The organism is Colwellia sp. F1, assembly GCF_056238625.1.
On record NZ_JBWDLI010000003.1, the window covers coordinates 147,119 to 168,379 of the forward strand.

The window sequence follows — 21,261 nt, forward strand, 5'->3', positions numbered from 1 at the left end:
CATCAATAAAATCAGGATATTAGCAGTATTATTAAGCGTTACTTTTGTGCACACTGGTGACTTTGGTCGTTATAAAATAACATGCTGTGGTGAGGATAGTGATCAAAAGTCATATTAGATAAAGTACCTAATATGACTCAATTTAAAACACTAAACGGTTATTACTTTTGATATTTTTTCATTACTAAGGTGGCGTTAGTACCACCAAAACCAAAGCTATTTGACATCACTAAGTTAAGCTCAGCATCACGCTTTTCTGTCACTATATCTAAACCTTTCGCTTGCTCGTCTAGGTTATCAACATTGATAGACGGGGCAACAAAGTTATTTTCCATCATTAAAATTGAGTATATTGCCTCATGAACTCCAGCCGCACCGAGTGCATGTCCCGTCATAGCTTTTGTTGCGCTGATCGCTGGTGATTTTTCACCAAATAGCGTTTGAATAGCACCTAACTCTTTTACATCACCCACTGGGGTTGAGGTACCATGAGTATTTAAGTAATCAATATTACCCTCAACACCTTGCATGGCTTGTTCCATACAACGCACTGCACCTTCACCACTTGGGGCTACCATGTCATAACCGTCTGATGTTGCGCCATAGCCAACTATTTCTGCATAAATATGGGCACCACGAGCCAATGCATGCTCTAATTCCTCAACGACAACCATACCGCCGCCGCCAGAAATAACAAAACCATCACGGTCAGCATCATAAGTACGTGAAGCCAATTCAGGCGTGTCATTGCGCCCTGCTGATAAAGCCCCCATACCATCAAACATCATTGCTAATGACCAATCTACTTCTTCACCACCGCCTGCAAATACAATGTCTTGTTTGCCTAATTGAATCAGTTCCATTGCATGACCAATACAATGTGCACTCGTTGCACAAGCTGAGCTAATAGAATAGTTAACACCTTTAATTTTAAAAGGAGTTGCTAAACAAGCTGAAACTGTACTACTCATGGTTTTAGGCACAGCGTATGGACCTACACGACGAATACCACGGTTACGTAAAGTGTCACTTGAGGCCACAATATTTGCTGACGAAGCACCACCGCTTCCAGCAACGATACCCGTTCTAAAATCAGAGACTTGCTCATCAGTTAATTTAGCATCTTTAATCGCTTGATCCATCGAAATATAAGCATAGCCTGCTGCATCACCCATAAAACGTAATGCTTTACGGTCAATATGATCTTTAATATCAATATTTGGTTTACCCCAAACATTACTTTTTAAACCTTGCTCAGCAAAACTCTCTGAATGAGTGATCCCTGATTTACCTGACTTTAAAGAGGCTAAAACCTCATCAACATTATTACCAATGCTAGATACAATACCGATACCGGTGATGACGACACGTTTCATTTAAATAACCATTTGTTTTATTAAAATTAAAGATAAATTGGGACAATTCAGAGCTTATACAGAATACTGGCTGTTTTTAACCTACTCACTGGTACAAGGAGTTAGCTAAGATAAAATCAACCAGCGTACACTTGTACGCCATAATATAATGTTAGCGATAGAATATCTACGTTATTACTTAATAAAAATATAATAATACTGATCTAAAACAAAAATTGACGTAAAATACAGCAAACTAGCACAACACATTTATAACGTTTATTTTGAAAAAATTTGTAAAACCAGCCCCTGAATTAACCTTTCAACAAGACGGCACTCCTTATTCCAAGCAATTTAATGACATTTATTTTGATAGTGAATCTGGCTACCAGCAAAGCGAACAAGTTTTTTTACACGCTAATGATATCGGTAATAGATTAAAAGCGGCAACAAGCCCTTTTTGCATTATGGAAACGGGTTTTGGTACCGGTCTTAATTTTCTATTGACCTTACAGGTGTACCATAATTTACGTCAACAAACTCCTACACTAACACTGCCTAAATTATCATTTGTCAGTATTGAAAAATATCCACTTAGCAAACAACAATTAACTAAGGCGTTACAAGCATTACCCCAGTTAAGCTATTTCGCTAACCTGCTTTTAGAGCAATATCCCGCACTATTTTGTGAAGATAAAAATCTAACCGAATTCTCCTGTAATTTTTTCAATCAACAAGTATCACTTAAAGTACTTGTTGATGATGCAAGCAAAGGTTTATCCGGCATTAACTCACCCAAAAATGGTTTAGTTGATGCTTGGTACTTAGACGGCTTTTCTCCTGCCAAAAACCCAGATATGTGGAGTGAAGCATTATTTAACCAAATAAGTCGCTTATCTAAGCCAGAAGCGAGTATTGCGACTTTTACAGTTGCGGGATTTGTGCGGCGCCATATGAAAAAAGCGGGTTTTCGTATACAAAAGATAAATAGCCTGGGTAGTAAGCGTGAAATATTAACCGGTATTTTTCAACAAAACCCTAATTCAACAAAAGCTTACCAACTGCGCCCTGTTAATGCTAAGCCGCAACATGTCAGTATTATTGGTGGAGGTATTGCTTCCGCTTGTGCGGCATTGGCACTCACCGAGCGGGGTATAAAAGTCACCTTATATTGTAAAGATAATAGCTTAGCCGAAGGGGCTTCAAGCAATGCTATTGGGGCTTTATACCCCTTACTTTATCAACAAGCTGATGATGTTGGCTTGTTTTATCAACAAGCTTTTTGGCGAGCTAAGGCAGTTTATAATGGCGTTATTGCACAGGGCTTTAATTTTCCGCATCAGTGGTGTGGTTTATTAGAGCTCGCCTATAATGAACCGCTTATTAAGCGCCAGCAGAAACTTGATAAACTAAAAACATGGCCAACAGCACTTATACATGGTGTTGATGCGGCAAAAGCAAGTGAACTAGCCAATATTCGCTTGCCCTATGGTGGCTTGTTTATGCCTCACGCAGGCTGGCTATCTCCGCAAGATGCGGTAAAGCAAATAATCAATGCTGCAAAAAGTACAAATCGTCTAAAAGTTGTCAATAATTGTTTAGTGAAGAAGATTACAAGAATAAATATATCAGTAGCTAAAAGTACGGATAAAAAAAATTGGCTATTAAGTACCAGCCAAGGTGACTTTAAAACCAATACTGTTATTTTTTGCGGTGGTGGAGAAATGGTTGATTTTAAATGGTTAAACCAATTACCTTTTCGTATTGTGCAAGGGCAAGTCACAAATATGAAAACCAATGCTAATATTAGCGAGCTAGCTACGGTGATTTGTCATAAAGGTTACCTTACCCCTAAGCATAACCAAATCCACTGTATTGGCGCAACTTTTAATATTAACCACACACATACAAGTGCTAGGCCAGAAGAAGATCAATTTAATTTGTCAATGTTATCAAATTGCTTACCAGCCCTTGCACAAAAAATAGCTTGGCAAACAAAAGATATTGCCAGTAGCAAGTCAAGACTACGCTGCATGTCTCCAGATCACCTCCCTTTAGTTGGCCCAATGCCAGATATACAGAAACATATTACTGCTTACCCACACCTAGCTAAAGACAAAAATTGGCCGTATAGACAAACTGCACCTGTTATTGAAAATATGTATGTCATGATGGGATTTGGTGCTCGTGGTCTATGTTCAGCACCATTAGCTGCTGATATTTTAGCAGCAGACTTATGTGGCACTCCCTACCCTGTTGATAACAAAATGCTGTTTAACCTAAGCCCCAATCGCTTTGTTATTCGAGATATCATCAGACAAACGCTGCCACACTCAGATTAGTTGCTAATAACCTGCTGTAATCTTAACCAAAAGTTTTGCACTATGGCATGGTCTTGCGGGCTAAGCTCAGATTTTGCGCGGGTTAATCTTTGTGAAACATTATCAATTAAAGCCGCGGAAATTAGCTGTTGCTCGTCGCCACTGTCTGTGCCAGCTAATGAAATAAAGCCACGTAGATAACCACTGGCAAATAAAGTATCGCCATCAATATCTTGTTCAAATAAACTATCTAAATATTGGTAAAGTTCACTTAATGTATTAATTTTTTTTAACATACCTGTATTCTATCTTTATATAAACTGTTTACTGTAAAAATTGAATGATAATACTATACAAGTTGAACTAAGAAACAAGATGAATTACGAAAACTCATTAGAATAAAGCGTGCTATTGCTAGCGCCTTTACCTTTGTCTTGATCAGCAATACCTAAAATATCCCCCCTCAATCTACCGACAAGCTTAATACTACGCTATTTACTTTTATGCTTCTCTGCTACATTAAGCCAACAGTATGCAATAAATAATGGCAAGGCTAAATACTAGGAATATACTATGTTAAATAAAGAGAACACGGGGTTAATTGTAGTTGATATACAAGGAAAACTTGCGCGCTTGGTGCATAATAGTGACGCATTAATTGCCAATTGCGCGAAGCTGATAAAAGGTGCAAAGGCGCTTAACTTACCTATTGTTTTACTGGAACAAAACCCTGAAAAACTGGGTGCGACTGTTAACGAGCTAAACGCACACCTTGAAGAGCTGCCTGCTATTACTAAATTTACCTTTAATGCTTGCGCTGAGCCTGATTTTATTGAGGCAATTAATAATGAACATGTTGATACCTGGCTTATCTGTGGTATTGAAGCACATATTTGTGTTTATCAAACAGCGTTACACTTACACCAATTTGGTTTCAAAGTACAACTGGTTACTGACTGTATCTCGTCACGCACCCAAGAAAATAAAAACTTAGCAATAGAAAAGTTACGCCATCATGGGGTTGATATTACTGGGCTAGAGATGTGCCTATATGAACTAGTAAAAGATTGTCGAGACACAGAGTTTAAAGAAATACTGAGTTTGATCAAGTAAACGAAACGCTTAATCAATAACCAAGCAACGAACAGTCAAGTTTCTCTTAACTTGGCGGATCAACATTATTGGCAATACTGTTATTTAAGCGAAACCAGCCGGCAATAGAGTAACGGTCACGTTTTGCCGGTAGTACCTCATGCAAAAACTCTTCACTTAAAAACACCACTATCGTACCAAAACTAGGCACAACGGTAATTTTTTTGTATTCAACATCCCCTGTGCTTAAGAGTTGTTTATCGTATATCACCAGTTCACCGCCATCAGTCGCAGACCAGTCTTGATTAAGGTAAACCACCACAGATAACACACGGTTCCCTTCACCTTTAAAAGCGTCTTTGTGTTTTTTATAAAAATCACCCGCTGTGTAACGAGCAAAGTGACTTTCAAACGAGAATAAACCGAGAAATAAACGGCTATTCAAATAGTTTTTTAAGGCCGCTACCCAAGTAATCCAAGCAGCACCAGCATCTGTGTGTTTGTTTATCCAGCAAATTTCATCGGTACGTACATGGTCATTAATCTTATGATTTTTAGCACGGCCAATACCTGCCCGCTTAAAGTTTGATTCGGGTAATTCGCGCATATGATGTAATAACATATGGCTTAACCCTTCAGGTAACATGTTCAAACGAATGCTGTAACCTGTTTCAATTATATCATTTACTATAGACTCAAAGAGTGCTTCACAAACAGGCTCAGGTAATAATGCATTATCATTATCATCAGAAGTATTTACATTAACTAAGGTCATTGGTTATTTGACAGAGTCACCGGGTAAGGATCCCCCTGGTTAACAAGGGAGATGCAGTGAGGGAAATTCCCATTTGATGAATAGTGACACGCTGTTAATAAAACACCGAGAAACTCAAAACAGGAAATAGACTTTACCAGCTGCTTTGATCATTCACCTTAAGATTAAGTTATATACTAATACTGTACTTTTAGCTATCTTTACTTTTTAAACAACAAGCCTGATACAATAAATGCTTGTGATGCTCTCAAGAAGCTGTTTCTCTATGCCTGACAAAAATATTATTAAATTATCCGCTAGTACTAACAACCGCCATTACCAAAAAAAAGCACTTGGTTTACAGCTTGGCGTATACAACAACAGTGAGAAGCTTAACCGGATAAATACCGCTGATGGGGATAAATTTATCGCTATCATTAATGGAACGGCCCACATTAAAAACAAGCAAAGCGGCACAGTAGAACCAATTGTTGCCGGGCAAAGCGTTATTATTCCACAACATCTCGATTGCCAATGGCAAGCAAACAGTACAGTACACAACTTTTATGTTGTTTATCAACCGCCCGAAAACGTAGCGCCTGCGCAATCACTTTTTGTTTACAGTGAATATTCATCCCTAATTCATATTAATGAAAACAATACAGACCCTTGGCAAAAGACGTCTGACGGTTTTAATAAAAAATTACAATATCAAAGCCAGGATAAAAAACTAACGGCAGGCGTGTGGCAAGGCAATGCCTTTAAAACCGGCACAATTACTTTTCCTTATCATGAGTTTATTTTAGTAAAATCTGGCTGTCTTATTTGCACTGACTTACTAGAGAATGAATATAAAATATCCCCAGGAGAGGCATTATTTGTGCCCAAAGGGGTTTCTTGTTCTTGGTACTCTAAAGCAGAAATAAGCCTGGAGTTTGTTCAACTCATATAAAGCGCATATTTTTTCTCATAGTTTTGCTGCTTGGCTAAACACTAAAAGTTAATTTACACTCAGTAAGCACTACCCCTGCGCTCTAAATGCCTCAGCCGTTAAATGGTGACGATTGAGGAGTTTGTAAAATTCTGTACGGTTGCGCTGCGCTATTCTAGCCGCCTGAGATACATTTCCAGCGGTCAATTTTAGTAACTTCGCTAAGTAATCGCGTTCAAACTCATCTTTTGCTTGCTGAAATGATGGTAGTGCACTGGTTTCATCTCTTAATGCATTTTTCACTAAGCTTGCCACAATAATATTTTCTCTTGATAAAGCAACACTTTGTTCAACCACGTTTTGTAGCTGCCGAATGTTGCCTGGCCAAGGCGCTGCTATTAATATTTCCATTGCTTCTTGTGAGAAGCCATTAATATCCAGTGTCGTGTGTTGTTTGCTGTGCTTAAGAAAATGTTGCGCCAGTAAAGGAATATCTTCACGACGCTCTACCAGCGGAGGTAGTGCCAACTCAACCACATTTAAGCGGTAGTATAAATCTTCTCTAAAGGTTTTTTCTTCAATGGCTTGCTGCAAATTTTTATGGGTAGCCGATATTATTCGCACATCTATTTTTACTGCTTGTGCGCTACCTACTGGCCTAACTTCTTTTTCTTGTAATGCCCTTAACAACTTAACCTGAAAACCCATTGGCATGTCACCTATTTCATCTAAAAATAATGTGCCACCATCGCTGGCTTGAAATAGCCCTTGATAACTTTTATCAGCACCAGTGAACGCGCCTTTAACATGACCAAATAACTCTGACTCTAATAGCTGCTCAGGGATGGCTGCACAGTTAATGGCAGTAAAGGGCATTTTTGCTCTATGGCTAGCTTGATGAATAGCTTGTGCTAATAGCTCTTTACCTGTACCACTTTCACTATGAATAAGTAAACTAAAATCACTCATCGCCACTTGCTTAGTTTGCTGTAATAATGACTCCATTATGGCGCTTCGACTGATAATTTTTTCCCGCCAACTGGCTTGTTTTTCTGTATTACTCGCGTTTGAGGGTTGTAAACGTATAGCCTGTGCCACTGTTTCCAGCAATTGTTGGCTTTCAAAGGGTTTCGTTAAAAAGCTAAAAACCCCCTGTTTAGTGGCATTAATGGCATCAGGAATCGTACCGTGTGCTGTCATAATAATAACGGGGATATTAGGTGACTGTTGCCGTATTTGCTCAAAAAGAGCCATACCGTCCATTGCTTCCATGCGTAAATCACTGATCACCAATTGAGGATGAAAGCTCTTGAGTATACCTAGCGCAATTTTCGCATTTGCGGCCGACTCGACTTGATAGCCAGCCGCAGATAAACGAATGCCTAACAGGCGCAATAAGCTCGGGTCGTCATCGACAATTAATATTTTGCTTTGCTCATTACTAGCCATAGATTGTGTTAACGGTGACTTTAATGGTTTCATGATTTATTGCCCATGCTCACTGATAGTTTGTTCAATTTTTTTAAGTTGTGTAATTTGTTTGGTTAATTGCTTTACCGTTAATTCTAGTGCGGCAATTTTATTACGTTGTTTTTTCTCCTGAACCCGATAGTTTGCTTCTTTTTTGTCGTGTGCAAGATCTTGATTAATTAACTTTTGAAATAAAAATAGCTGTTGATTAAGTTGATCTTTGAGTAAACGAATAAAAGCCTGATCGGCCTCACTAAAATAATAAGTTTGATGCCTATTTAACTGTTTATTTAACTGTTCATTTAATTGTGACTTTGCCGTATAGACATTATGCTCCGGTGAGTTAGGTAAGCTATACAACAAAATTAAATTAATTTCTGCTTCAATATTACCTTCACGTTTTTTTAATTTTTGTTGTGCTATTTCTTGTTGCAACTCCGTTGCTGATAAATTCTTTAAAGCCAAATAATATTGGCCGAAATTTGCCGTATTAACAGGCGGCATTTTATTCACTGAACTCACGTTATTTTGACATGCGAACGTGGATAAGCAGAGCAAAAAAGTGATCACAACCTTATATAACCTGGTCTGGCTTTTTGGACTCAAGCAAGCAGTTTTTTGCTGCCGTACATAGTGCCTCTTATAGCGTTTAGGTAACACTAAACTCATACATTTTCTCCCTTTACAACATGCTTAAGTGTAATTTTCATTGTTGTACCGCTCGGCGGCTCTATTTGGCTAACCAGGGATATTTCTCCATTTAATCTCATCAATAATTCTTTCACTATCGTTAAACCTAACCCGCTACTTTTTATATTATAATCTTTCGGCGCTCGCCCCTGATAAAAAGCATCAAACACTTTACTTTGCTCTGCTGCTGTTATGCCATCACCTTCATCACTTATTGACAAGGTCAGTTGCTGCTTATCAAGCGCTGCTTCAATGCTAATAACACCATTTTCCGGCGAATATTTAATTGCATTAGACAACAAGTTATCAATGATAACAGTTAACTGTTTTGTGTTACTTTCAAAAACAATATTGCAGAGAGTAATGTTGATATTGATATTTTTACGCTTAATGTCTAATGCTCTGTCTTTTAACACTTGGTTAACGAGCTCAGGCAGGTTAACAATTTCCTTATCTTGTAAGCTGGTTGAGTCTAAAACAATATTAAAATCAAGTAGCTCTTCAATTAATCTCTGTAAACGATTAGTGCTATTACGAATAATTTTAGCGATTTCTTGTTGATCATCATTGAGTGCACCAACACTGTTATCATACAATAACTCAGTACCTTCTCTAATGGCCGCAAGAGGTGTTTTTAATTCATGCGAAATATGCCGAATAAAGCTCGACTTTTGTAACGCTAATGCATGTAACCGAGTTCGCATACTGTTTAATGCATCATTAATTTCTTTAATTTCAAGAAAACCAGCAACTTGCGGCTCTTTTGCACCATCTTCTTGCTCAAAATTTCCTTGTTGTAACAAGCCTATTTTTATAATTAACCGCCTAAGTGGCTGCGTTATTAGCATAATAAATATACCCGCAATCAATAAAGTAACCGGAATAATAAATAAACTGGTTAATAAAGTATGGCTGACTTTCGCTGTAGCATATTGAATTTTTTGCGCTTGTTGATTAATAAACTCACGACTGCGCACGGTGATTTTTTCATTTATATTGATCAATTGTTTAAATTGTTTTTGTAACGCCTCTAAAGAAGTAAATACAACAACCGGTGTTGGCTCTGCTAATGCTGACTCAGGTGCAGTTGGTTGTGTTTGTGCAGATATTATGTTTTTTGATGTGGCTGGCTCTGTTGCTATTTTTAACTTTCCTATACTTGAGATGGTTGAACCAGATACCGTTGAACCAGATGTGAATTTGTCGTTTTCTGACCCGGCTGACAAACCTAGCGTTGGCGTTAATATACTCTGGTGTACTTGCTTTATTGCCTGTAAAAATTGTTTAGTTAACTGCTTTATTTCGTCATCGTTATATTGCAATAGCTGCTGACTAGTTACCAATAATAATTTTTGCTCAATAATATAGTTATCTTTTAACTCACTGTCTTTTAAAACTAAATACTGGCTAGCATAACGCTCCATTTTTTTTAACGTACTATTAATTTGTTGATTAGTATTAATTAACTCAGCCACGGTGAAAATAGCATCAGCCCCTTTTTTAGACAGCTCGTTAACTTGATTAGCGCTATATAAAAGTGCCAACACTAACGGTAGTGCGACCAAGGTAAACCCCAAGAAAGTTAGTGTCTTTATTGATAGCGGTTTTATTCGAGCCATTTTATTGATTACCTTCATTACCAACCTATTTACCCCGTGCACATACAAATAATGCTTAGACCTAAATAGCACATATTATTTATTCCGTGCCTTTTTATGCCATTTTAATAAAAAATACAATGGTGTCTCTAATCGGAGACAAGAGCAGAAGGTAAAAACCATAACTATAAATCATTGATATAATTAGCATTTATTGACATAAACTATATTTAACAAGCTAAATATTTATAGAATTAAATAACCTGTTGCTATATGGCGACAGCCTCACCACAGTAAAAACAGATTATTCATTATAAATCAATAACTTAAAATAATGGCATAGTGTGTGCTTCATTACCTTTGACAACATAACATTGCACAACAGATTTAATGTTAATGAATACACTAAATGCCTTAAGCGAAGTTATGTGTTTTATAGTAAATAACTATCGAGGTTTGCTCGATAACCAAAATAAAGGATCTAAAAATGAAAAATATTAGTTTATTTAAAGTTACTGCTATAGTGATTACCGCGGCTTTTGCTTCTAGTTTTGTCAGTGCTGATGATGCACTTACTGACGTGGTAGAAAAGCCTCAAGTTGACCAAATACACACGGAAGCGCCTGTCTCATTTTCTACATTAATTGCTGAGCTAGACAGTGATAATAATGGTACGTTGAGTCAAGCAGAAGTTGCTACTAGCCAGCATACATTGTTGCAAGAAGAGTTCAACGCTATTGATGTAAATCAAGATGAAGAAATTAATGAAGCAGAATTTAATCGTTACCTTGCAAAAGCGAAAGATAACGCAATACAAATAGTTAATAGTGACGACTAGTTTTACTACTTCCTTTTTATATTAAATGTTGAATCGCTTTATATTTAATATAAAATTGATTGCACGAGTTAACCCCTTTTTTTAGCCGGCTACTCCCCAACTTTATAGCCGGCTTTTTTGATTATTAACCATTAACTACATGGACGTCTATTAAGCTATTGTAAAGGTACAACACCATGAGTGAAATGATAAACCGTCGTATTCAAATAGGTAACTGGGTTTTTGAAGTGAAAATGGTAAGAGCCTTACGAGTAAAGCAGTACGGCCAACCCTATAGCGCCATTGCTAATATTTGTTTCAATGGTAACAGTGCTTACGTAGACGGAATAATGCAAAAAGATTTAACCCAGACAAGCCATACTGACCTTGCTGTTATTAAACAGTTTTGTCAACAAATGTCGATTGAAGAAGTGATAGTCGACTCCATCAACGTCAATTCAAAAAAAGATTTTTTAACCGCTGCTCTTTAAAGTAACGTTTAAACAAGGCCAGTTTACTTAAGAGCTTATATTACTAGTTTATCAAGCACATTTTTAACCGTGTTTTACTGCCACAACCGCGCTGATAACTTTATCAGAGTATCAACCTTAAAAACCCCATCAAAAATACTTTTCTTGTTGTTTATAGTATAGCTAGCTATTGTTTTAAATAAATATTTTTATGTTAAGATAAAATCCCACTAACCCGACAAAAAATCGTATTTCACCGCGTGTTTTGCCATCATGTAAAAAGAAGGTTTTATGCCACTAGTCAAGCAATACTCATTGTCGTTTAAATACGCTGCCATTTTCTGCTTATTTACTTATTTACCTGTAAACGCCAAGCAGGAGAACATAAGCCCAACAAGCGATGTAAAACAACCTGTCATAGCCAGTTATTACTTCGAAAACGCCAACCCCAGTGCCGTTAGTAACTTACCTGCTGAGAAACTTAGTCACGTGCTGTACGCCTTTGTTGCTCTGTGTGGAGACAACAGTGGCGCCAACAAGGCGGTACAAAAAAATATTAAGGTCGCTTGCAAAGACAAACCCCCTTATTCAGTAGTTTTTTATAATGAACAAGCAGCATTAGCTGAATTAGCTGCATTTAAAAAATTAAAAGCACAACACCCACACTTGCAACTTTTACCTTCCTTTGGTGGCTGGACACTTTCGAATCCTTTTCATGGTATGGCCAAGAGCGAATCTACTCGTAAGGTTTTTGTAGCGTCGGCGGTTGACTTTATAGCAAAACATGATGTTTTTGACGGCATTGACATTGATTGGGAATATCCAGGTGGTGGCGGTAACCATCAAGCAACTTTACAAGGCGCAGCAGCAGAAAATGAAAAACAAGTATTCGCCCTGATGATGCAAGAATTACGTGCACAACTGAATCAACTTAAAGCCCGCACTGGTAGAAACTACCAGTTAACAGCGGCAGTAAGTGGAAGCAAAGCCAAAACTCAAGCAATTAATTGGCAAAAAGCAGCTCCTGCCATGGATTACATATTTGCGATGACTTACGACTTTGCCGTGGGCGATGGTCAGGCAGGCCACCATGCAAACTTATTCCCCGTTAATATAAATACATTAAGCGCTGCAGGTATGATCAATAACCTGATTACTGCAGGCATTCCCGCAAAGAAACTAGTGTTAGGTGTCGCATTTTATAGCCGAGGCTGGACCAACAGTGGCTGGCAAGGTGATAATACAAAAGGTAAACGCTTTAATGATAATAGCCAATCTATTGCAACAAAAGGTTATTCCTACAAGGACTTAATAGCCACACCTCCATTAGGGTATCAATATGGTTATGACAAACAAGCTGAAGCAGCCTACTTATTTCATCCTAACACACAAGGTTTCATTTCTTTTGATGATAAACGTTCGACGCTAGCAAAAGCCACCTGGGCTAAAGATAACGGTTTAGCGGGGGTCTTTTCATGGCAAATATTACAAGACAATGGTGATTTAATCGATAGCATGCGTACCGGGATGGATGTGGAGTAAAGACTAGGTACTAGATACTAGGTACTAGGTACTAGGTACTAGATACTAGATACTAGGTACTAGGTAAAGCATAAATAAAAATGCCCGATATACATTCAGGCATTTTGGGCGGCAAGCAAATAACTTTAACGGTGCAGCATTTCATTATGACCTTTAAAATTTAATGCGCACCGGCGAATAAAATCTTGCAAGCCGTCCATTTCTTGATGGTGCATCGAATAGTCAGCCGTTTTATCTGCATTGGCTTTTGGAAACACACCGTAACCAGCAAGTAAACAAGCCCACGACTTAGGTTGATAACTGCCAAACAACTTATATTTAACCATATTGCCAGCAAAGTCATTGCTATTTTGCCAAAGATGTAAAATATTCTTTAATGTATCTGATATATTATTATTAGCAGCATTATCTCGCCAGTAAGCTGTATCATTACGCTGATTCGCTTTATAGTGACACACAACATAGTTTCTAATACCATCAAACCTCGCGTTTATATCTTGATTAAAAGCCATTTCAAATTTATTACTACCCTGACCTTCTTTAAAATACTGCATAAATTGTGCGATAGTATTAAATGAAAGCGCAATAGCGGTGGCTTCTAAGGGCTCAATAAAACCTTGCGATAAACCAACAGCAAGGCAGTTTTTATACCAATGTTTTTCAACACGCCCTACTTTCATTTTTAAATGTCTGGCCTGAGTATCGCTGTCTAATAAGCCTAAGTGCTGCCTAAGCTCAGTTTCGGCCTGATCTGAATTAATATAATCACTGCTATAAACATAACCGTTACCAAAACGATTGGTTAGCGGTATTTGCCAAGCCCAACCATGCGTAAGCGCGGTAGACTTTGTATCAACTGGCAGTTTTGTTGTTACCTCACTGGGCATAACAACTGCTGAATCATTGAACAAATCATCTTTAAAGCTTACATACTCTACCTGCAACTTTTTTTGCAGCAGTAAAGCTCTAAAACCAGTACAATCTATAAAAATATCGGCCTCTAGAACGCTACCATCACTAAGCTTGACGCCCTTTATACCACCGTCGTTTTGAACGAAAACATCGCTAACGGTACCGTATAATCTTTTTACGCCAAAGCTTTGTGCTTTCTCTGCTAAAAACTGCCCTAAAAGTGCTGAGTCAAAGTGGTATCCGTAAGCAACCCCAAAAGGAAAACATTCATCAGGCAAAGGGCCTAACTTATTTTTTGATAAATAAGAGGCTAAAAAGTATTCATCTGGGTGTGCATTAACGTCATAGCCTTGCATACGCGCGTCAATATTTTTAAAAAACACAGGTGAGGTGAATACATCATCGGTTTGAGCAGCAAATGGGTGAAAGTAGGATTCAAACCCTTTAACCCTTGACCAATTTTCAAAGGTAATACCGTTTTTATAGGTTGCATTACACCGTGGCATCCATTCTGAATCGGCAATACCGACGGTGTCAAAAAACAATTTTAAATGCGGCGTACTCCCTTCACCAACACCAATAATACCAATGTCTTTTGACTCAACTAAACAAACTTCCGTTTCTTTCCATTTTACCGCTAATAAGTTGGCCGCTATCCATGCCGCGGTTCCACCACCAACAATTAAAATTTTCTTCGGAGTACCATCGTTATTTAACATTGTTACTTACTCATAGTTAAAGATAAATCTTTCATTTATGTTACTTACTTACGCTTGCGTTGGCCTTATCTAACTTAATTACCTGTCTTTAACTTTACTGGCCCAGCTTGTTAGCAAAGTGTGTTTTAATCGCATCAATATACTCAGCCGACATTTCACCTAATATATGCTGCTGGTGTTCAGGAATATAAGCGCTAGGATCAACACCTTGTCTGAATAAATAGTGATCAAACATACACCGCCACGCATCACGTTGTTTTGGGCTTAACGAGCGCATGGCCAGTAACGCAATATTTAAACTATCAATTGGGCTAGGCGGCATTGCATCCGGAGCTGAAGAGCCATTCCACCAGTAATTCATCAGTGCGTTCACTTTCTCTAATGACTCAACATGGTGCCACCAGAGCATGGGAATAAAAATAGCATCACCTGGACCTAACTCTACACTGTAAGCTTCTGCCAGGGCTAGCTTATACAAAGGATAGCGTTTAAAATCTGGGTTGTTAAAGTCAACCAAGCTGGTCGGCGCGCCTGCTGGCGTAAAATTGAGAGATCCAGGATATAGATTAGCCGTTTGCTCTGGCGGGAAAAGCACAAAACGTCTCCGTCCCGCGACTACACAAGCAACATTGTCAGAGCCATCATAATGAGCGCTAACAATTCCCTCATTGCCTACCCATAAACGTGGCACTATATTAGGAAAAAGCGCCGAGTAATTTTCCTCGGTTAATCCTGGTAAAATATCATTTATACGGGCATTTTGCATTGAGATAGCAGGATAAACCTTTCTGTCAATTAACGCTAAAAGCCGACCTAAAAATAAATCAACACGCTCTTCCCCACTTAAATAATTTACGTCTGTCATCTGATCGTTATAATAAAAACGCTTGTTCGCAGCAGGAGGCGCGACCACCATATTGGCTTTTTTGCCGGTATAAAACTTATTCAGGTGGTTCACAAAATCCTGAGGTGTCTTTTTAGCAGACGCGACTAATGGCCAGTGTTTAGCAAAGTTACGAATTACCACCGGCTTTTGAGTAGGCGCAATTTTTTCAAAAAATGTCGCTTTACTTAGCGTTGAGTCATTGCCGTTGTACTCTGGAATACTTTTATATAACGTCATATATTTTTATGTAATTATTTACACACCTGTGTGATGAACCATGTTTAGTTAGTGTTAGCGCGACAGTGCGCCTGAATATAGTCAGCATGGTTTGGCATTTTTAGTACTATAGTTTGAATACTTTTAACATTGTTATTTAGGGTGTTCGCTAAATCTTCACGATGAAAGGCATCAAGTAAGGGATGATACTTTTTCGGACGCACTTTCATTCCCTCTAAAATTGAGCACCAGCTATCACGGGTGAAAAACTGTCCCGCTTTATGCTCAAGCTGCCCTCTTTCACGAAATAAACGTATTTTCTCACTTAAGGACTCTGGTACTGGTATTGTTTGTCGCCAGCGCCAAAAGTCACTGTCATTACGCTTTGAAGTACAATAATGTAAAATAATAAAGTCGCGAATTTCTTCGTAATCATTATCTATGTTTTGATTAAACGCTTGTTCATTATCAGCGTTAAAATCACGGTCTGGAAAATATTTTATAAAATGGACTAAAGTTTTATATACCAAATGTATCGCTGTAGACTCTAATGGTTCTAAAAACCCGCCCGCAAGCCCTAACGCTAAACAGTTATTATGCAGTATTTTTTTTCGTTTACCGGTAACAAATGGGATGACTCTTGGTTCATTTAGCAACTTGCCGCTAATGTTATTAAGTAACGTTTCTTTTGCCTTTTCATCGCTACAAAACTGACTTGCAAAAACATAACCATTACCTGTTCTATGCTGCAGGGGAATTTTCCAAGACCAACCAGACGCCTGTGCCGTTGCTATTGTGTAAGGTAATGGACTACTTACCTGTTCCGTTTGAACGGCCACAGCGCGATCACAAGGTAAATAATGTGACCAATTATCAAAACCTACCTGCATCGACTTTTCTATTAACAAGCCGCGAAAGCCTGTGCAATCAATAAAAAAGTCATTATTTATCATGTCACCATTATCTAATGCCAGGCCTTTGATAAATGCTGTGTTTTTATCTAACACAACATCTTTTACGGTTGCCTCTATTCTTGTCACTCCGCGTTTAAAGCAAAGTGCACGTAAATAACTAGCGACTTTCACTGCATCTAAGTGAAGCGCTTGCGCATAACTTGATAATACCCAGTTCTGAGCATCACTATTGTTCGCTAAATTTGGCCGTAACATAAAGCGTTCATTTTCAGCCATAATTGCGCCGGGAGAATGGTCAAGCCAACGTGTGTTGTGGCCATCAGCAAGTGACTTTAACCAAACTTGATAAAAATCAAAACCATTTACAGGCTTGCCGACTGCACCAAAGGGGTGAAAATAATGCTGCTGCGGTGTTACCCAGTCGTCAAAACGAATACCCAATTTAAACGTTGCTGAGGTTGCTTGTATAAATTCTTTAAGATCAATCTGACAGGCTTGTAGAAAGTCCATGATTGACGGCACGGTTGATTCACCCACACCTATGGTGGCAATATCAGGCGACTCGACTACTGTAATGTTAATATTACTTCCTCTTAAAACACTCGAAAGTAATGTTGCCGCCATCCAACCTGCTGTGCCACCACCAACAATACAAAGTGATTTTATAGAATTTTGCATATTTAATAGCCGCTTTAAGTGAATCTGGTTTTATCATCATGGTTTCATACTGAAACGACATAACACTATTTATCTGTAACCCAATAGTAATAAAGTAAGCAGCGTAGTATTAAAACTACACTGCCTTATTAATCCAAACAAATTAATTAATCCAAACAAATTAATTAATCCGTTTGGCTCTACTTTTTGCGATATTACTGCTAGAAAGTAGCACGAACAGTTAATGCATAACGACGGTCTGTTGTGAACGAAAATGCATCCGTTAATCTTCCTTCCTGATTTTGTTGATATTGAGTGTGTGTATCCGTACCTAATACATTACTCACTTGTAAACCCATTTTAACATTGTCGTTAATCGTGTAGAAGAAACTCGCATCCATCATACCTTGGGCTTTTGAATAAGCAGGTACAAATTCTTCAGACTCACGTAAGGTTAACAAATACTCTGAACGCCAGGTATAAGCGATACGCACAGAAACATCATCCTTTTCATACATACCAACAATATTGTAGTTTTGATCAGAGTAACCTTGCAGTGGTAAACCTGTAAACTGACGGAAACTGTTACGGTTATCGGTAATTGGTACACCAGCACCGTTGAACTCAAGCTTTGTCGTGGGATTAGTATTAGGGTCTTCTAAACCATTTTGATCAATATAAGTATAGTTAAGTTGTAAACCTAAACCACTCCATATCCCTGGCAACATATCGTAAAACTGGCTGTAAGACAGCTCAAAACCACGAATAGTACCTGAACCTGTATTAGCAGGGCCATAAGCTGACACAGGGTAGGTATTACCATCAACGTCAAGTTCTGTAGAAAACTGTTTATTACGAATAATATTTGACATTTTCTTATGAAATAGACCAAAAGTTAACGAGCTTACCGGTGCAAAATACCATTCGGCTGTTAAATCAAGGTTAACCGACTCTTCAGGCTCTAAGAAAGCATTACGCGCATTCGCACTAATTTCAATATTCTCTAGATCCACCGTCGGGTTCGTCTCTTCATCTTTACCTTCTGCTGGGTTTTGATAAATTTCTTGATAATCTAAACTAACCACCATTTTATTAGCTGAATCCACTAAGCTTGGGTAATAAAGTCCTTTAGAAGCACCAAATCTAACAACAAAATCATCGGTTAAACCAAAGCTAAGGTTTAAGCTCGGTAAAACTGTCGAATAATCTGTACCATCTATGGTACTAGTGATTGACTGACCTGACGCTAAATCAAATATACTAGGGTATTGATTTTGCATAACTTGATAAAGCGAGTCTTCTTCATTGGTACCGCGTCTAGACGCTGAAGGTAAGTTAATGCCGCCAGTCGATTGCAACTGGTAGTCAACATAACGCAAGCCAAAGTTACCTTTGATTAAAATATCATTTTGCTCAATGTCAAAATCAGCGCGAACATAAAACTCAGTTCGCTCTGTTTTGCTTGAGCTAATATGACGAGGAGCAAAATGGCTAAAAGAACGATCAGCTAAATCAGCGTATGGCGCAGCACAACCACCACTACCATCCATCGCATTATTTTGTGCACTCCATGTGCCACAGCCATCACGCAAGGTTTGTCCATAGTTTTGTGCTAGGTCCATACGTGGAAACAAAAAGCTGTTATTAGCGCCTATCAGAGTATTGCCATTATAGTGGTCGGCAAAACTGACACGATCATACAACTCAGGAACAACTTGTGGTGACGCATTATAAGAAGCTTCAGCATTCCACGGTGTACCAAGTGCTTGCCAACCTTCATAAGCCGTATCACGAACAGTTAACTCTTTTTCGGAATAATAAAGTCCTGCTTTTATCGCAGTAAAAGCACCGTCAAGCTCGTACTTAAAGTCTACTTTATAACTGTCTGAGGTTGCTTCATTGTGCTCTTCTTGTTGCATACCTGACGCTAAGCGTAAAATGGGATGCGTGTATACCGTTGGATTTTCTTCATCTGCTACTGTCGGCGCAGCTACGTCTGGTGGCGTAGAAGTATTTGAGTTTAAAAATTCAAGTGTTGGTGTAGAGCCACGTAAATCTAAGAAAAATGGCGCGTGTTCATGGGTTTGATTACCGTTAATGCGCGAAGTTAATGAATTATTATGTACAATTTGTTCTGAATCAACCCGTTGGTAATCTAAGGCGACCGTTACACGGTCTATGGGTTTTAGTATTAAATTTAACGACGTATCTTTTACCGTATTTTCGTTATAATTGTAGCGCGAGCGAAATTGCAGTGGTAACTCTGGATGGTTTGAACGCCCAACACCTGAGGTGACATAGCCGTTAGCATCTACAGTTAACGGGTGGCTGCTATCATTTTCATCGAGCCCATCAAACCACTGAATTGCATTAGGTGCGTAGGGTAAGAAGCCGCGGTCGCCTGAAGCTATAACATTCTCTCGCCACTCTAAAGACGCTTTTGAGCTGATGTGCTCTAACGTTGCTGTAATTCTTTCATCATTACTCTGCCACTGCAAAGAAGCAGTTAAACCTTGACGTTTTCTATCATTTTCTGCTGACGTCATGGTGTAACTAGCTGGTGCATACCATGTTGTCCCCTCAGGTTGCCCTTCAAGCTCTTCAGCTTCAAATGGCGGTGTATAGTTTGCTTGATCGCTATCGGTATATTGCACTGTGTCTTCAAAACCTTCTCCACAAGCGCGCCAGTCTGTTGCCCCCGGAATGCAAGGGTTAGAGTATTGCCCTGAGTTTATACCCGGACTTGGTGTGCCCCACTCATCATACGAAAAGGTGTCTGCTGGCCCACGGCTATGAAAGTTTCCTAAACCAAAACCATCACCTCGTGTTTGAAACTCAGACTTAGAGGCCGCAACCAAAACACCAAATTTTCCAGAGTCAGTATCCCAATTATCAGAAAAAAGCGCACTAAACGACGGTGTTGTTTCTTTGCGGTAATCAGCATAATTCGCTGCTGCGCTCACCGATATTAACCGTTCATCTGAGTCAAAAGACTTACGCGTTACTAAGTTAACCGTACCAGCAATACCACCCGATATAAGATCGGCAGTTTGATTTTTTACAACCTCTACTGCACCTAATAACTCAGCAGGGAAATCTTCATAACTTAAGCCGCCATAAGGGTTAGCACTAAAAGAATCACGCCCGTTAATTTCACTGCGCACGCGATCTAAACCACGCACCAGCACGCTAGTCCCTTCATCAGCATAATGCTTAGGATCACTTGATGAAGCAAAACGTTCAATCGTTACTCCCGGTACACGCTGAAGAGCTTCGGTTACCGAGCTGTCTGGTAATGCACCAATGTCTGTTGAAGTGATCACATCTTTGACTGTATCGGCATATTTTTTCAGTAATTGTGCACTTTGTATACTTTGTCGCATACCACGGACTTCAATAACTTCCGTTGCATCTTCTGTCGTTTCGGCTTCATTAACCGCTGGTATTGCTTGCTCTTGCTTTATTTGAGTTTCTACTTGTTGTGCTATTGCTAATGCAGGTAGAGAACACGAAATAGCGGCTGATATTGCCATTACTAAACGTTTTTTTTGAAATTGATTAGACATGTTTTAACCCTCTTTTTACTTTTATAATTTTGGTTTTATCGGTATTAATATGTTCTTTTAATGTTGTATCTTGTTTTCAGTATTTTGCGTTAATGTCTTAGTGTGGCGTTTATGCTAACTGCGTTTTTTTACTCCTCCCCCCAATTACCCGCATTATGACAGCGTTATCAAAAATACTGACAGCGTTGTCATTAATGGTTAACATTAGAACATAACTTTTGCAAAAACAAGTTTACCTCCTCTGTAATATTTACCCTACATTAACAACATATAAAAAATTTACTGGCAAACAAACATCAGCTAACCATTAATCTGTTATTAGATGGTTATCAAACGTGAGTTTTCATCCTG

16 protein-coding genes are annotated in these 21,261 nt (G+C 38.6%); 6 read left to right on the forward strand and 10 right to left on the reverse strand.

What is annotated here, in order from left to right; translation table 11 throughout:
* Positions 1-161: 161 nt before the first annotated feature.
* Positions 162-1,376: a beta-ketoacyl-ACP synthase I gene (gene fabB / locus AC0UA9_RS03695; protein WP_475657204.1), complete on the reverse strand. Its 1,215-nt coding sequence runs from the start codon at positions 1,374-1,376 to the stop codon at positions 162-164.
* Between the two features lie 263 nt (positions 1,377-1,639).
* On the opposite strand from fabB, the gene mnmC reads away from it, so the two are divergent.
* Entirely contained in the window at positions 1,640-3,697 is a 2,058-nt protein-coding gene (mnmC, locus tag AC0UA9_RS03700) for a bifunctional tRNA (5-methylaminomethyl-2-thiouridine)(34)-methyltransferase MnmC2/FAD-dependent 5-carboxymethylaminomethyl-2-thiouridine(34) oxidoreductase MnmC1 (RefSeq protein ID WP_475657207.1), read from the forward strand.
* On the opposite strand, the gene AC0UA9_RS03705 is transcribed toward mnmC, so the two are convergent.
* On the reverse strand, positions 3,694-3,972 hold the full coding sequence (locus tag AC0UA9_RS03705; RefSeq protein ID WP_475657210.1) for a YfcL family protein: 279 nt from the start codon (positions 3,970-3,972) through the stop codon (positions 3,694-3,696). The genes mnmC and AC0UA9_RS03705 overlap by 4 nt on opposite strands.
* 277 nt (positions 3,973-4,249) lie before the next feature.
* On the opposite strand from AC0UA9_RS03705, the gene AC0UA9_RS03710 reads away from it, so the two are divergent.
* The gene (locus tag AC0UA9_RS03710) at positions 4,250-4,789 is read left to right on the forward strand and encodes a hydrolase (RefSeq protein WP_475657213.1); all 540 of its coding nucleotides are present in this window, start codon (positions 4,250-4,252) and stop codon (positions 4,787-4,789) included.
* Between the two features lie 46 nt (positions 4,790-4,835).
* Here the strand turns inward: AC0UA9_RS03710 and AC0UA9_RS03715 are convergent, their stop codons facing one another.
* Positions 4,836-5,543: a 2OG-Fe(II) oxygenase gene (locus AC0UA9_RS03715; RefSeq protein ID WP_475657215.1), complete on the reverse strand. Its 708-nt coding sequence runs from the start codon at positions 5,541-5,543 to the stop codon at positions 4,836-4,838.
* Between the two features lie 265 nt (positions 5,544-5,808).
* On the opposite strand from AC0UA9_RS03715, the gene AC0UA9_RS03720 reads away from it, so the two are divergent.
* Positions 5,809-6,474 carry a hypothetical protein gene (locus AC0UA9_RS03720; protein WP_475657218.1) on the forward strand — a complete coding sequence of 222 codons (666 nt, stop codon included), beginning with the start codon at positions 5,809-5,811 and terminating at the stop codon, positions 6,472-6,474.
* A 69-nt stretch (positions 6,475-6,543) separates the two neighbouring features.
* Here the strand turns inward: AC0UA9_RS03720 and AC0UA9_RS03725 are convergent, their stop codons facing one another.
* The 3 genes from AC0UA9_RS03725 to AC0UA9_RS03735 form a co-directional block, all read right to left on the reverse strand.
* Positions 6,544-7,935 (reverse strand): sigma 54-interacting transcriptional regulator, encoded by a 1,392-nt coding sequence (locus AC0UA9_RS03725; protein ID WP_475657222.1) that lies wholly within the window; start codon positions 7,933-7,935, stop codon positions 6,544-6,546.
* Positions 7,936-7,938: 3 nt separating this feature from the next.
* Positions 7,939-8,436, reverse strand: a complete 498-nt coding sequence (locus AC0UA9_RS03730; protein WP_475657225.1) for a hypothetical protein — start codon at positions 8,434-8,436, stop codon at positions 7,939-7,941.
* Positions 8,437-8,588: 152 nt separating this feature from the next.
* On the reverse strand, positions 8,589-10,232 hold the full coding sequence (locus AC0UA9_RS03735; RefSeq protein ID WP_475657229.1) for a HAMP domain-containing sensor histidine kinase: 1,644 nt from the start codon (positions 10,230-10,232) through the stop codon (positions 8,589-8,591).
* A gap of 466 nt (positions 10,233-10,698) precedes the next feature.
* On the opposite strand from AC0UA9_RS03735, the gene AC0UA9_RS03740 reads away from it, so the two are divergent.
* From AC0UA9_RS03740 to AC0UA9_RS03750, 3 genes are all read left to right on the forward strand, one after another.
* The gene (locus AC0UA9_RS03740) at positions 10,699-11,049 is read left to right on the forward strand and encodes an EF-hand domain-containing protein (protein ID WP_475657233.1); all 351 of its coding nucleotides are present in this window, start codon (positions 10,699-10,701) and stop codon (positions 11,047-11,049) included.
* A gap of 176 nt (positions 11,050-11,225) precedes the next feature.
* Positions 11,226-11,519 (forward strand): hypothetical protein, encoded by a 294-nt coding sequence (locus AC0UA9_RS03745; protein WP_475657238.1) that lies wholly within the window; start codon positions 11,226-11,228, stop codon positions 11,517-11,519.
* Between the two features lie 270 nt (positions 11,520-11,789).
* Positions 11,790-13,040: a glycoside hydrolase family 18 protein gene (locus AC0UA9_RS03750; RefSeq protein WP_475657242.1), complete on the forward strand. Its 1,251-nt coding sequence runs from the start codon at positions 11,790-11,792 to the stop codon at positions 13,038-13,040.
* Between the two features lie 125 nt (positions 13,041-13,165).
* Here the strand turns inward: AC0UA9_RS03750 and AC0UA9_RS03755 are convergent, their stop codons facing one another.
* The 4 genes from AC0UA9_RS03755 to AC0UA9_RS03770 form a co-directional block, all read right to left on the reverse strand.
* Complete coding sequence (locus AC0UA9_RS03755) at positions 13,166-14,671, reverse strand: tryptophan halogenase family protein (RefSeq protein WP_475657243.1); 1,506 nt, start codon at positions 14,669-14,671, stop codon at positions 13,166-13,168.
* Positions 14,672-14,765: 94 nt separating this feature from the next.
* Positions 14,766-15,794 (reverse strand): cupin-like domain-containing protein, encoded by a 1,029-nt coding sequence (locus AC0UA9_RS03760; protein ID WP_475657245.1) that lies wholly within the window; start codon positions 15,792-15,794, stop codon positions 14,766-14,768.
* A 44-nt stretch (positions 15,795-15,838) separates the two neighbouring features.
* The gene (locus tag AC0UA9_RS03765; protein WP_475657248.1) at positions 15,839-17,365 is read right to left on the reverse strand and encodes a tryptophan halogenase family protein; all 1,527 of its coding nucleotides are present in this window, start codon (positions 17,363-17,365) and stop codon (positions 15,839-15,841) included.
* Positions 17,366-17,565: 200 nt separating this feature from the next.
* The gene (locus AC0UA9_RS03770; RefSeq protein WP_475657252.1) at positions 17,566-20,910 is read right to left on the reverse strand and encodes a TonB-dependent receptor; all 3,345 of its coding nucleotides are present in this window, start codon (positions 20,908-20,910) and stop codon (positions 17,566-17,568) included.
* Between the last annotated feature and the right edge of the window lie 351 nt (positions 20,911-21,261).

What these genes read in the sequence shown, in the direction of transcription:
- AC0UA9_RS03765 (WP_475657248.1), bottom strand. Translation starts at nt 17,365, where the DNA reads ATGCAAAATTCTATAAAATCACTTTGTATTGTTGGTGGTGGCACAGCA.
- AC0UA9_RS03715 (WP_475657215.1), bottom strand. Translation starts at nt 5,543, where the DNA reads ATGACCTTAGTTAATGTAAATACTTCTGATGATAATGATAATGCATTA.
- AC0UA9_RS03720 (WP_475657218.1), top strand. Translation starts at nt 5,809, where the DNA reads ATGCCTGACAAAAATATTATTAAATTATCCGCTAGTACTAACAACCGC.
- AC0UA9_RS03770 (WP_475657252.1), bottom strand. Translation starts at nt 20,910, where the DNA reads ATGTCTAATCAATTTCAAAAAAAACGTTTAGTAATGGCAATATCAGCC.
- AC0UA9_RS03750 (WP_475657242.1), top strand. Translation starts at nt 11,790, where the DNA reads ATGCCACTAGTCAAGCAATACTCATTGTCGTTTAAATACGCTGCCATT.
- fabB (WP_475657204.1), bottom strand. Translation starts at nt 1,376, where the DNA reads ATGAAACGTGTCGTCATCACCGGTATCGGTATTGTATCTAGCATTGGT.
- AC0UA9_RS03725 (WP_475657222.1), bottom strand. Translation starts at nt 7,935, where the DNA reads ATGAAACCATTAAAGTCACCGTTAACACAATCTATGGCTAGTAATGAG.
- AC0UA9_RS03745 (WP_475657238.1), top strand. Translation starts at nt 11,226, where the DNA reads ATGAGTGAAATGATAAACCGTCGTATTCAAATAGGTAACTGGGTTTTT.
- AC0UA9_RS03755 (WP_475657243.1), bottom strand. Translation starts at nt 14,671, where the DNA reads ATGTTAAATAACGATGGTACTCCGAAGAAAATTTTAATTGTTGGTGGT.
- AC0UA9_RS03705 (WP_475657210.1), bottom strand. Translation starts at nt 3,972, where the DNA reads ATGTTAAAAAAAATTAATACATTAAGTGAACTTTACCAATATTTAGAT.
- AC0UA9_RS03735 (WP_475657229.1), bottom strand. Translation starts at nt 10,232, where the DNA reads ATGGCTCGAATAAAACCGCTATCAATAAAGACACTAACTTTCTTGGGG.
- AC0UA9_RS03710 (WP_475657213.1), top strand. Translation starts at nt 4,250, where the DNA reads ATGTTAAATAAAGAGAACACGGGGTTAATTGTAGTTGATATACAAGGA.
- AC0UA9_RS03760 (WP_475657245.1), bottom strand. Translation starts at nt 15,794, where the DNA reads ATGACGTTATATAAAAGTATTCCAGAGTACAACGGCAATGACTCAACG.
- AC0UA9_RS03740 (WP_475657233.1), top strand. Translation starts at nt 10,699, where the DNA reads ATGAAAAATATTAGTTTATTTAAAGTTACTGCTATAGTGATTACCGCG.